Source organism: Pseudomonas sp. JDS28PS106, assembly GCF_036706555.1.
Classification (GTDB): domain Bacteria; phylum Pseudomonadota; class Gammaproteobacteria; order Pseudomonadales; family Pseudomonadaceae; genus Aquipseudomonas.
Map to the genome: position 1 here is coordinate 136,212 of NZ_JBAJGT010000009.1, position 12,533 is coordinate 148,744.

Annotated in this window: 9 protein-coding genes, 1 tRNA gene and 1 pseudogene; 8 read left to right on the forward strand and 3 right to left on the reverse strand. The window is 62.9% G+C overall.

Annotated elements, in window-relative coordinates:
• Position 1: 1 nt before the first annotated feature.
• The 6 genes from TRP66_RS16225 to TRP66_RS16250 all read left to right on the forward strand — a co-directional run bounded on the left by TRP66_RS16225 (position 2) and on the right by TRP66_RS16250 (position 7,030).
• Positions 2 to 97: transfer RNA gene (locus tag TRP66_RS16225), tRNA-Sec, on the forward strand.
• Between the two features lie 138 nt (positions 98 to 235).
• Positions 236 to 3,310, forward strand: a complete 3,075-nt coding sequence (gene fdnG / locus TRP66_RS16230) for a formate dehydrogenase-N subunit alpha (RefSeq protein ID WP_333404736.1) — start codon at positions 236 to 238, stop codon at positions 3,308 to 3,310.
• Positions 3,310 to 4,245: a formate dehydrogenase subunit beta gene (fdxH, locus tag TRP66_RS16235; protein WP_333404559.1), complete on the forward strand. Its 936-nt coding sequence runs from the start codon at positions 3,310 to 3,312 to the stop codon at positions 4,243 to 4,245. Before fdnG ends, fdxH begins: the two co-directional genes overlap by 1 nt.
• Complete coding sequence (locus TRP66_RS16240; RefSeq protein ID WP_333404561.1) at positions 4,242 to 4,949, forward strand: formate dehydrogenase subunit gamma; 708 nt, start codon at positions 4,242 to 4,244, stop codon at positions 4,947 to 4,949. Before fdxH ends, TRP66_RS16240 begins: the two co-directional genes overlap by 4 nt.
• Before the next feature lie 28 nt (positions 4,950 to 4,977).
• Complete coding sequence (gene fdhE, locus TRP66_RS16245; protein ID WP_333404563.1) at positions 4,978 to 5,904, forward strand: formate dehydrogenase accessory protein FdhE; 927 nt, start codon at positions 4,978 to 4,980, stop codon at positions 5,902 to 5,904.
• Between the two features lie 199 nt (positions 5,905 to 6,103).
• On the forward strand, positions 6,104 to 7,030 hold the full coding sequence (locus tag TRP66_RS16250; protein ID WP_333404565.1) for a bestrophin family protein: 927 nt from the start codon (positions 6,104 to 6,106) through the stop codon (positions 7,028 to 7,030).
• 4 nt (positions 7,031 to 7,034) lie between these two features.
• Here TRP66_RS16250 and TRP66_RS16255 read toward each other — a convergent pair.
• Positions 7,035 to 7,931: pseudogene (locus tag TRP66_RS16255) on the reverse strand (alpha/beta fold hydrolase).
• Between the two features lie 95 nt (positions 7,932 to 8,026).
• Here TRP66_RS16255 and TRP66_RS16260 point away from each other — a divergent pair.
• On the forward strand, positions 8,027 to 8,614 hold the full coding sequence (locus TRP66_RS16260) for a CGNR zinc finger domain-containing protein (protein WP_333404567.1): 588 nt from the start codon (positions 8,027 to 8,029) through the stop codon (positions 8,612 to 8,614).
• Positions 8,615 to 8,699: 85 nt separating this feature from the next.
• Here TRP66_RS16260 and TRP66_RS16265 read toward each other — a convergent pair whose 3' ends face one another.
• On the reverse strand, positions 8,700 to 10,073 hold the full coding sequence (locus TRP66_RS16265; RefSeq protein ID WP_333404569.1) for a uracil-xanthine permease family protein: 1,374 nt from the start codon (positions 10,071 to 10,073) through the stop codon (positions 8,700 to 8,702).
• 101 nt (positions 10,074 to 10,174) lie between these two features.
• Positions 10,175 to 11,302 carry a mechanosensitive ion channel family protein gene (locus TRP66_RS16270; protein ID WP_333404571.1) on the reverse strand — a complete coding sequence of 376 codons (1,128 nt, stop codon included), beginning with the start codon at positions 11,300 to 11,302 and terminating at the stop codon, positions 10,175 to 10,177.
• A 213-nt stretch (positions 11,303 to 11,515) separates the two neighbouring features.
• Between TRP66_RS16270 and TRP66_RS16275 the strand changes: the two genes are divergently transcribed.
• Positions 11,516 to 12,475 carry an alpha/beta hydrolase gene (locus TRP66_RS16275; RefSeq protein WP_333404573.1) on the forward strand — a complete coding sequence of 320 codons (960 nt, stop codon included), beginning with the start codon at positions 11,516 to 11,518 and terminating at the stop codon, positions 12,473 to 12,475.
• The last annotated feature ends 58 nt before the right edge of the window (positions 12,476 to 12,533 follow it).

The following is a 12,533-nucleotide window of genomic DNA, read 5'->3' on the forward strand; positions in this document are numbered from 1 at the left end:
AGGAAGGCATTCGCGTCCGGTGGCGCGGCCGGGCTTCAAACCCGGTTGGGGACGGCAGCCGTTCCCGGGTGAGTTCGACTCTCACTGCCTTCCGCCATTTCACCTCGCCGCCAGGCTCTGGCAGCGAACTGTTCGGTCGTCACACGACCACCGGTCAAGGTTTCGTCGGGATGCGGACTACAGTCAACCCAAGGGAACCGCCATCGAACCGAAGTGTTGAGGAGGACTCATGGCTGTGAATGTATCCCGCAGACAGTTTCTCAAGTTGGGGGCCGCCGGTGTCGGCGCCTCCAGCATGGCCATGATGGGCTTCGCGCCCGACGAAGCCATCGCATCGATCCGCTACTTCAAGATCAGTGGCGCCCGGGTCGCCCGCAACGTGTGCACCTACTGCTCGGTAGGTTGCGGCATGTTGCTGTACACCCGCGGCGACAGTGCGATCAACGTCGCCAACGAGGTCTTTCACGTCGAAGGCGATCCGGACCATCCGGTCAGTCGCGGCTCACTGTGCCCACGGGGCGCGGGCGTGCTGGACTTCATCAAGAGCGAATCGCGGCTCAAGTATCCCCAGGTCCGCGAGCCCGGCACCGATCACTGGCGCACCATTGACTGGGAAGAGGCGCTCGACCGCATCGCCCGGCTGATGAAGGATGACCGCGATAAAAATTTCGAAACCCATGATGATCAGGGCCGCCTGGTCAATCGCTGGATGACGACGTCGATGGTCGCGGCCTCCGCATGCACCAACGAGACCGCGTACCTGACCCAGAAGATCGTCCGCAGTCTGGGCATGCTCAAGGTCGACAACCAGGCTCGCGTCTGACACGCACCGACGGTGGCAGGTCTTGCCCCTTCATTCGGTCGCGGTGCCATGACCAACCACTGGGTCGACATCCGCAACGCTGACGTCATCCTCTCCATGGGCGGGAATTCGGCGGAAGCGCATCCGGTGGGTTTTCGCTGGGTGATGCACGCCAAGGAGCACAACAACGCGATCCTGATTTCCATCGATCCGCGTTACAACCGCACCACCGCGGTGGCGGACCATCATGCGTGGATCCGTACCGGCACCGACATCGTGTTTCTGGGCGGGCTGATCAAGTATCTGATCGACAATGACCGCTACCAGCATGAATACGTGCGGGCCTACACCGATGCCAGCCATCTGGTCAGGGAAGGTTTCGGCTTCGACGACGGCCTGTTCGTGGGCTATGACGAAGCACGGCACCAGTACGACAAGGCCGAGTGGAACTTCGATCTGGACGAAAAAGGCCAGGTCCGTGTCGACCCGACCCTGCAGCATCCGCGCTGCGTGTTCCAGCTGATGCGCGAGCACTACAGCCGCTACAGCGTGGAAATGGTCGAGACTGTCTGTGGCATCCCGCGGGACAAGGTCGTGCAGCTCTGGGACCTGATGGCGCAGACCGCCGCGCCGGACAAGACCATGACCATCCTCTACGCCCTGGGCTGGACGCAGCATTCCATCGGCTCGCAGATGATCCGCACCGGCTGCATGGTGCAGTTGCTGCTGGGCAACATGGGCATGCCGGGCGGCGGGGTCAATGCCTTGCGCGGACACTCCAATATCCAGGGCCTGACCGACATCGGCCTGCTGTCGAACCTGCTGCCCGGCTACATGACCCTGGCCGGCGTGCAGTTGCAGAACTACGACGACTACATGAGGGAACACATCAAGCTGCCGCAACTGCCCAACCAGGTGTCCTACTGGAAGTATTACGACCGCTTCTTCGTCAGCCTGATGAAAGCCTGGTGGGGCGATGCGGCGACCCGGGAAAATGACTGGTGCTATGACTGGCTGCCCAAGCTCAGCGAGCCATTGTACGACGTGCTCTACGCCGTCAACGACATGACCCAGGGCAAGATGAGGGGCTGCTTCTGTCAGGGCTTCAATATCCTGGCCGCGTTCCCCAACAAGGCCAAGATGAACGACGCGCTGTCGCGGCTCAAATTCCTCTGCATCATGGACCCGCTGGCGACCGAAACCGGGGAGTTCTGGAAAAACTACGGCACCTTCAACGACGTCGATCCGAGCCAGATCCAGACCGAAGTGTTCCGCCTGCCTACCACTTGCTTTGCCGAAGACAACGGATCGATCACCAACAGCTCGCGCTGGCTGCAATGGCACTTCCGCGCCGCGCCGCCGCCGGGCAAGGCGCGCGCCGATACGGCGATCATGGGCGCGCTGTTCAACCGCCTGCGCACGCTTTATCAGGAAGAGGGCGGCGCGTTTCCCGACCCGATCCTCAATCTGACCTGGCGCTACAGCGATCTGGAGGAGCCCGGTGCCGACGAGCTGGCGATGGAATACAACGGCCGGGCGCTCGCCGACATCGACGACGGCCACGGCAAGATCATCCGTCCCAAGGGCCAGCTGCTCAACGACTTCGGTGAGTTGCGCAACGACGGCACGACCGCCTGCGGATGCTGGGTCTATTCCGGCGCCTGGACCGAACAGGGCAACCAGATGGATCGGCGCGACAACTCCGACCCGTTCAACAACGGCACCACGCTGAACTGGGCCTGGGCCTGGCCGATGAATCGACGGGTCTTGTACAACCGCGCGTCGGCCAGGCCCGACGGCACGCCCTGGGGGGCGCACAAACGGCTGGTCTGGTGGAGCGGCGAACGCTGGGTGGGTGCCGATATCCCGGACTATCCGGTCACCGCGCCGCCTTCGGACAACGTCGGCCCCTTCATTCTCACCGAAAGCGGGACCGCGCATTTCTTCTCCAGCGAATGGCTGGGCGAGGGGCCGTTTCCTGAGCATTACGAACCCTTCGAATCGCCCATCGACGGCAACCCGCTGCATCCGGACAACCCGCTGGCAGTGCACAACCCGGTCGGCCGCGTGTTCGCCGAGGACCGTGCGCAGTTCGGCAGCAACAAGGAGTTTCCGTACGCGGCGACGACTTATCGCCTGACCGAACACTTCCACTTCTGGACGACCCATGCGCGTCTCAACGCCATCATGCAGCCGGAAAAACTGGTGGAGATCGGCGAGGCGTTGGGCAACGAATTGGGAATCAAGGCCGGTGACCGGGTGCGGGTACGTTCCAAGCGCGGCTTCATCGAAGCCGTGGCGGTGGTGACCAAGCGTCTGGTGCCGCTGCAGGTCGCCGGGCGCACTGTGCATCAGATCGGCATCCCGATTCATTGGGGCTACACCGGCGTGGCGCGCAAGGCGCATCTGACCAACACCCTGACGCCGGTGGTGGGCGACGGCAATACCCAGACACCGGAGTTCAAGTCGTTTCTGGTGAACATCGAAAAGATCGGAGGGACTGCCTGATGCGCGGCGATCAAATGAATACGCAGAATTTCATCCAGCGCTCGGCCACCACCGAACAGTCGCCGCAAATGCGCAGCGGCGGCGTGGAACCGGTGGCCAAGCTGATCGATGTATCCCTGTGCATCGGTTGCAAGGCCTGTCAGGTGGCGTGCTCGGAATGGAACGACCTGCGCGACGAAGTCGGCGAGTGCGACGGCACTTTCAACAATCCTCAGGACCTGAGTCCTACGTCTTTCGAGGTCATGCGTTTCAGCGAGTATGAGAACGAAAAGGGCGACCTGGAGTGGTTGATTCGCAAGGACAACTGCATGCACTGCGCCGATCCCGGCTGCCTGAAAGCCTGCCCGGCGCCTGGCGCCATCGTGCAGTACGCCAACGGCATCGTCGACTTCAACTCCGAGCACTGCATCGGCTGCGGCTACTGCGTGGCGGGCTGCCCGTTCAACATTCCGCGGGTTTCGAAAAAGGATAACAAGGCCTACAAATGCACGCTCTGCTCGGACCGGGTGTTCAATGGGCTGGAGCCGGCCTGCGTGAAGAGCTGTCCCACCTCGGCGATCATGTTCGGCACCAAGGAAGCCATGCACGAACGCGCTGATCAGCGCGTGGACTATCTCAAGGGGCGCGGCTACCAGAATGCCGGGGTCTATGACCCGGCGGGCGTGGGCGGCACCCACGTCATGTACGTGCTGCAACACGCCGACAAACCGGAAATCTACAGCGGGCTGCCCAGCGACCCGCATATCGACCCGGTCGTGCAGATGTGGAAAGGCGTGACCAAGCCCTTGATGTCGGTTGTGCTGGGCGTCTCGGTGATGGCGGGGTTCTTCCACTACATCATCAAAGGACCCAAGGAAGAACCCGAGGACGATCCCGACCCAGAGAAATCGGCTGAGGCCCTTGAAGAAAACCGGCGAGGGGAGGAGCGGTCATGAGTCATTCCAATGTCCAGAAAGGCATCCTGCGCTATGGCTGGTGGTCGCGGGTCAACCATTGGTTCATCGCGGTCTGTTTCGTGTTGTTGAGCCTGAGCGGCCTGGCGCTGTTCTACCCGTTTTTTTTCGGGCTGACCGGATTGTTCGGCGGCCCCGGCGAAACCCGGATCGTGCATCCGTGGATCGGAGTCGTCATGTCGGCGTTCTTCGCTATCCAGGCTGTACGCTTCATGCGTGCCAATCTGTTGCGCTCGTATGATATTCAGTGGGTGAAGCAGATCGGCGACGTGCTCAGCAACCGGGACGAAAAGCTGCCGCCGGTAGGGCAGAACAACGCCGGGCAGAAGGCCGTGTACTGGCTGTTCCTCGCCTGCGTGCCGGTGTTGCTGGTCACCGGGGTCATCATCTGGCGGCCGTACTTCGCCGATGAAATGCCCCGTGAACTGTTGCGCTGGTCAGCGATGATCCACGGCTACGCGGCCTTCGTCGCGATACTGACCCTGATCATTCATGTCTACTCGGCCATCTGGGTCAAAGGCTCGATTCGCGCCATGACCCAGGGGCGCGTCACGCGCGCCTGGGCCAGACACCATCACGGGCTCTGGTATGAGGAGATCGTGCGCGGCGAGCGCAAGGGCGACGATACCCAATTGCCGGGAGGGCCGAGCGACCCGGTCGACCCGCGATCCGTAAAACGACGCTGACAACCTGCCTTGCAAGGGACGAGACCGCATGGACCACGTATTCGGCAATGCCCCGACTGGTGTGCCAGACGCACCCCATGTGCTGCTTCCCGACGCCGACGTGTTTCGGCAGCGGGCGTTCAGGCTGCGTGAGCTGGTCACCCAGGTTCCGGAACTCGACGAGTTTCTCGCCTTCATGGCCCGGCTGGTGCAGGTTCAGGATCAGGTGCTGAACACCGCGCACGCGGGATGGCGCCCGCTGCCCGGCGCGTTCGACAAGGCGCTGGAACACGGCTTGCCTGCGCTGGGTTATCAGACACTACGACGCGTGGTCGACTGGCAGGCAGATCTGCAGGCCATTCTCGCCGCGCTGGATCTGCATGTCGGGCAGGCGCAGCGGCCGTTGCTGGGCGCTCTGCGGGGAGCCACGTCTGAGCAGCTGGAAACCCTGGCGGACGACCTTCTTGGGGGCCGCCCCGGAGAAAAGGCCCGGCGCGGCCTGATGCCGCTGGTGGCGGCAGCCTTGCAAGTGACCTGGGTACGGCTGGCGCTGAACCTGCCGCGTCCGCCGGACCGACCCGCGCGCGAGGCCCAGAGCCTCTGCCCGGCCTGCGGTTCGGCGCCCGTCGCCAGCCTGATTCACAATGACCCGCCCCGCAGCGGCGTGCGGTACCTGTATTGCAGCCTGTGCGCGACCCAGTGGCATCTGGAACGCGCGCGATGCAGCCTGTGCGATCACGGCGGCGAACTGATCTACCTCGGGCTGGACAACGATCAGGGTAAACCCTACCTGCCGGTTCAGGCTGAAGCCTGCGGGCACTGTCATCACTACCTCAAGCTGATGCAACGCCAGTTGCACGGCCGCGCCGAACCCATCGCCGACGACCTGGCGAGCCTTGCGCTGGACATGATGCTGGCAGAGGAAGGGGCTTACGAGCGCAGCGGCTACAACCCGCTACTCATTGCGGGGGAATGACCTGCAGACCCGCCAACGGCCGTCGCGGGCAAGTGGGCGTCTTGAGAACCGGAAGCTGCCGGCAAGGCGCGCTTGCTCGCGCAACAGCCGCGGTGCGTGTCCAGCGCGGGATTAAGCCGCGGTTAAGCCTGTCTGCGTAGGCTCCTCCTCAGGGTCGAGCGCAGGCCCGCCTTGGTCCGGCTGATACAGGAGTGAAGCGATGACATCCACCTTGGGAATGAAATGGAAATGCCTGGCCCGGACGATCACTTATGTCGGGTGGTCATTGTTCTGGCTGCTGGTATGGGACGTCGCGGTCACTCTCGATGCCATGCTCGTGTCGGGATACGGATTCGAGTTGCCGCTGATGCCCTTGACGCTGTTGTGTTCGGCGCTGGTGGTGCTGATCAGTTTCAGAAACTCCAGCGCCTATAACCGCTGGTGGGAAGCGCGCACGCTGTGGGGCTCGATGGTCAACAGCTCGCGCAGCTACGGCCGGCAGGTCCTGACGCTGATCGACGACGACGGCTCGCTGACCAATCCGGTCAAGGCCCGGCTCATTCAGCGCCATGTCGCTTATCTGCATGCGCTGCGCCTGCAATTGCGTGGGGAAAAGAATCCGCAAAGCCTACACGCGCTGCTGGGCGAGGAGGATATCCGGCAATTGGCCGGTGCCAGCAACCTGCCAAACGATATTCTCAATGGCTCCGCCGAGCTGATCGCGCGTCAGTTCAAGGACGGTCGACTCGATAGCATCCGTCTGGCCCGACTGGAATCGACCATGGTCGACATTTCCAACTGGCAGGGCGGCATGGAGCGCATCGCCAATACGCCGCTGCCGTACCCGTACGTCTATTTTCCTAGGCTGTTCAGCACGCTGTTCTGCGTCATCATGCCCCTGAGCCTGGTCCCGACCCTCGGCTGGTTCACGCCGCTGATCTCCACCGTGGTCGGCTGCATGCTGTTGGCGATGGAACGGATCGGCACCGATCTGCAGGCGCCGTTCGGAACCAGTCAGCACCGCATCCGCACCGACGAGCTGTGCCGCAATATCGAAAACAACCTGCGCTCCATGTTCTGTTCGTCCGAACGCGGAGCGCTTTATCTGGGCAGCGATCTGGTCGGCGACCGGCCGCAACCCGCCTGAGCGGTCATCCGAGATGGCTGTCCAGAAATGACCGGATCACCGGAACGATTTCCCCGGCGTGGGTTTCCAGCGCAAAGTGGCCGGTGTCATAGAAGCGGATATCGGCCTCGGGAATATCGCGCGTCCAGACCTACGCGCCGGCCGGCAGGAAGAACGGATCGTTCTGCCCCCAGACGGCCAGCAGCGGTGGCCGCGAGGTACGGAAGTATTCCTGGAAGGTCGGGTACAGGGCGACGTTGGCGGCATAGTCCAGCAGTAGGTCGAGCTGGATATCGGCCATGCCGGGCCGCGTGATGTGCAGCCCTTCGAGGGTATAGCCGTCCGGCGACACGGACGTTGGATCGGACACCCCTTCCAGATACTGCCATTTGATCGAAGCAGGCGTCGGGAACTCGTGTAGCGCCGCGCGATTTTCCGGCGTCGGCTCCTGCCAGTAACGCTGAATCGGTGCCCAGCCACTGGCCAGACCCTCTTCGTAGGCATTGCCGTTCTGGGAAATGATCGCAGTGACCCTGTGCGGATGCGCAACGGCCAGCCGCCACGCCACCGGCGCGCCATAGTCATGGACCATGAGCGCATAGCGGTTCAGGCCGAGCTGCTCGGTAAAGCGCCCGATCGTGTCCGCCAGCTGAGCGAAGGTGTAATCGTACTCGCCTCTCGCCGCAGACGCGGTAAAGCCAAAGGCCGGCAGGTCCGGCGCTACCACGTGATAGCGGTCGGCGAGCGCGGGAATGAGTTCACGGAACATGAACGAAGACGCGGCAAACCCGTGCAGGAGCAGCACGGTCGGCGCCTGCGGGTTTCCCGCCTCGCGGTAGAAGACGTTCACGTCACCGACCTGCTCGTAACGGTAATGAACCTTGTCGGTCGTGGCTTGCGCAGTGTTCACGGTGGATGTCATGGCTGGTCTACTTGTAACCTTTGAAAGTGGTGTTTGAAGGTTACTCAGTGATTTGGTAACCTGTCAAATATCTTTTATCGGTTACATGGCTGCCCATGACTTTGCCTGACGCTGTTTCAAACGACACACTGTTCATCGCCGACAACCTGGCGCTGGATTTCATCAACACGCAGTACGGAATTGACGACCAACGCGTTGATCGCCTTGTAGATGATCAGAGCGTGCTGGACTGGCTGGAGAAAGCGGGGCAGGCGAGAACCCCCGTGCAGAGCAGTACGCCAGACGGCCTGCTGGCGCTGGCCCGGCAGCTTCGCGAATGTCTGGGAGTCGGCGTGCGTGCCGCCATGAACGGCACGCCGGCGGATCTGTCGGTCGCCAACCGCATCCTCGAAGCCGGGCATCCGCGCAGGGAACTCGAATGGGATCGGGATGCCGGGGCCTATCGGGTCACGTCCCGCCGGCGCAATTACTCTGCGGCAAGCCTGCTGGCGCCCGTGGTTGAGTCATTCGCCAGCCTGGTCACCAGCGACAAGTTCGGATTCGTCCGTCAATGCGAGGCGCATGACTGTGTCCTGCTGTTCCACGACCTGACCAAATCCCACCGTCGTCGCTGGTGCAGCATGGCGACCTGCGGTAATCGCATGAAGGTGGCCGCGTTCAGATCGCGCAAGAAGGCCGAATAGCCGCGGCGTGCGTCGGCGGGCAAAAAAAGCGCCTCATAGGAGGCGCCTTTTTCATGGGGCAGGGCAGTAGGTCAGTAGCGCAGAATCATTCCCGGTGCGGCAGGAACCAGTTCAGCAGCAACGCGCAGATGCCGCCGGTGGCGACACCGGACTCCAGCACGTTGCGCAGCGCGGCCGGCATGTGCGCAAGGAACTCCGGTACCTGCGCAACGCCCAGGCCCAAGGCAAGGGAAACGGCGATGATCAGCAGCGCACGGCGATCCAGATGGATACCCGCGAGAATGTTGATGCCCGAGGCGGCGACGGCCCCGAACATCACCATGGCCGCGCCGCCCAGTACTGGCTCCGGCACCGCTTGGATCACACCCGCGACCGCCGGGAACAGGCCCAGCAAGACCAGCATCAGGGCGATCCAGCCGCCGATGCGCCGGCTGGCGATGCCGGTCAGCTGAATCACGCCGTTGTTCTGCGCGAAGATGGAACTGGGGAAGGTGTTGAAGATGCCGGCCAGCAGCGAGTTGACGCCGTTGACCAGCACGCCGCCCTTGATCCGCTGCATCCACACCGGGCCTTCCACCGGCTGGCGCGAGACCTTGCTGGTGGCAGTGACGTCACCGATGGCTTCCAGCGACGTGACCAGATAGATCACCAGCATCGGGATGAACAGGCTCCAGGAGAAACCCAGGCCGAAGTGCAGCGGCGTCGGGATCTGGAACACCGGGGCCTGATGCATGCCGGTGAAATCCAGACGGCCCAGATAGCCGGCCAGACCGTAGCCGACCAGCAAGGCGATGACGATCGCGCAGCTGCGCATCCAGACCAGCGGAATCCGGTTGAGCACCACGATCACCGCCAGCACCACGCCCGACAACAGCAGGTTCTCGCCGTTGGCGAAAGTGCCGTTGGCCATCGCGCCGAAGCCGCCGCCCATGCTGATCAGGCCGACCTTGATCAGGGTCAGGCCGATCATCAGCACCACGATGCCGGTTACCAGCGGCGTGATCAGTTTCTTGACGAAGGGCAGAATGCGCGAGATGCCGATCTCGACGAACGAGCCGGCGATCACCACGCCGAAGATCGCCGCCATCACCGCTTCAACGGGCGTGCCTTGCTGAACCATCAAGGCGCCGCCGGCAATCAGCGGCCCGACGAAGTTGAAACTGGTGCCCTGGACGATCAGCAGGCCGGCGCCCAGCGGACCGAAACGGCGGCACTGGACGTAGGTGGCGATGCCGGAAACGATCAGGCTCATGGACACGATCAGGTTGGTGTCGCGGGCGGGAACACCCAGCGCCTGGCAGATCAGCAGCGCGGGGGTCACGATCGGCACGATGATCGCCAGCAAGTGCTGCAGCGCGGCGAGCACCGCTACCACCGGCCGAGGACGATCTTCGAGACCGTAAATCAGTTCATCGCCACGGCTGGCGGGCGTGGTGGTCGTGGTGTTGGCTGGTTGCATGGCGAGGCCCGGGCAAAAAAAGGGCGGATTCTACAGGCGGGCCAGGGCTTCTCCAAGCCCTGGCCCGCAAACCTGTGAGGCGCCGCGCAGTACGACTGTCCTCAAGCGTGCTCGGAGCGGGACACCTGTTGTACCGCCACTCTGGGCTTCATGGAATCGGGCACCGAAGCGACGTACACAGTACGCGAAGGGAAGGCGAAATTGGCCTCCAGTTCGGCGATCGCTTCCATGATCTGCAGATTGATCGCCTGCTGAACGTCCATATAGACGTTGTAACTGGCGTCCAGGACGATATAGACGGTCTCGAATTCCAGCGCGTTCTCACCGAAGCTGCGGAAATGGCAGCGGTCGAACCTGGCCTTTTTCTCGCTCTTGATGATCGACTCGACACGTTGGGTGACCTGCCTGATCTGTTCGGCGGAGCAGTCGTAGGTCAGGCGGAATTCGAAGACGATCCGGCGTTCCTGCAAGCGCTTGTAGTTCTGGATGGTGCTGCCGATCATATCGGCGTTGGCCATCACGATCTGCTCGCCGCCCAGGCTGCGGATGCGGGTCGTCTTCAGCCCGACGTGCTCCACCGTACCGGCCAGCGAACCCACCACGATGAAATCGCCGACCTCGAAGGGTTTATCGACGGCAATGGACAGGGACGCGAAGACGTCGCCCAGAATGTTCTGCACAGCCAGGGCGACCGCAATGCCGCCGACCCCGAGGCTGGCGACGAAGGCGGTGATGTTGACGCCGACGTTGGACAGCATCGCCAGCAGCACCACGGCCCAGAGCAGGACCTTGGCGCCCCAGAGGGTCAGGGTCGCCAGCGCGCTGGCCTGAAACGCGCCGGTGGTGCTGTGGCGCGCGAAGTAGCGATGCAGGGCAAGGGCGATGGCGCGGTTCATCCAGAGTCCGACCTGCAAGGCCGCGACCACGAACCACAGGCTGCTGACGCGGGTCAGCCAGCGCTCCGGCAGGTCGAGGATGCCGACCCCGATCAGAATCGAAGCCAGCAGAAGCAGTGTGTGGCTGGTAGCGGAAAGGACATGGGCTGCAATCGAGCGCAGATGACCGTTGGTCGGGGTGGCTTTGGTTTCGATCCGCTTGAAGACGAAGCGAATCGCCAGTCTGGCCAGGGTGTAGCTCAGAGCGGTGACACACAAGGCGAATATCCAGTTCGCCAGCGTGATTCCCAAAACCCTGTAGTCCGTGAAAAATCCTACGAAATCCTCAGTCATGAAGCCCCCTTCAGGAGGCTGCGGCTCGACCCGACATTGCAGACGGGCCGCTCTCGCAGCCTGGTCAACTACTGCCGCCCCGCGCTGCGGACTGGAACGGCCTGTCCGGGTTTAGTCATTGCCTGTCCCGGTGCGTTCAAAGATTCGGGCCGGGTGGGCTGACACTTGCAACTCGGTGAGGTCAAAAAGGCAGCATCTGTCCAAGGAGTCCGAATGTCCGCTTCCGAATCTCTTCAGCCCACCGAACCCGAACTTGCCCAGCTGCGCCGTTTCAATCGCAGGCTCGCCTGGCTGCCGCGTTTCCGCATTCGCAACCGTCTGGCACCCCTCGCGATTCAGGGCCTGTTGCGCATCGGGCAGCTTGGCGCATCAGGCAAGCTGGCCCGACGCGGAGTGAATGCCGAGCGCAGGCAAGTCAGCGCTGGCGGGGTGCCGGTCTGGGTGCGGATCATCCGACCCAAGGTGAAACCGGTTGGCGTGGTACTGGACTTCCACGGGGGCGGGTGGGTGATCGGCAACGCGCAGATGAACGATGCCTTCAACATCGCGATGGTCGAGGAGTGCGGCCTGGCCGTGGTGTCCGTGGATTACCGGCTGGCGGTCTCGACGCCCCTGGAGGGATTGCTGGACGACTGCTTTGCCGCAGCCTGCTGGCTTTTGAATGAGGACTGCAAGAAATTCGCCGGGCTGCCGGTCATGGTGGTCGGCGAATCCGCCGGCGGGCATCTAGCGGCGGCGACGCTGTTGAAGCTCAAGACCCGACCCGCGATGTTCGACAGGATAAAAGGCGCGGTGCTGTACTACGGGGTTTATGACCTGACCGGCAGCGAGAGCGTGCGAACCGCCGGCCGGGACACCCTGGTGCTGGACGGCCCCGGAATGGTCGATGCCTTGCGTCTGCTCACGCCGGGCTTGAGCGATCAGGAACGTCGTCAGCCGCATCTGTCGCCGCTGTACGGTGACTTCGCGGATTTCCCGCCGGCGTTGCTGTTCGTTGGCGAGCTGGACCCGCTGCGTGACGACACCCTGGGCATCGCTGGGCGCTGGTCGAACGCGGAATTGCACGTGCTGCCCGAATCCCCGCATGGCTTTATCCACTTTCCCACGACCATGGCGCAGAAGGTCCTGGCCTTCAGCCGGACATGGATGAGCCGCCGACTGAGTGCGTCTTAGAGGACCTCTTAGCGCAAATATTTGATATGCGCGGCGATGCCCGACAGAATCGCGCCCC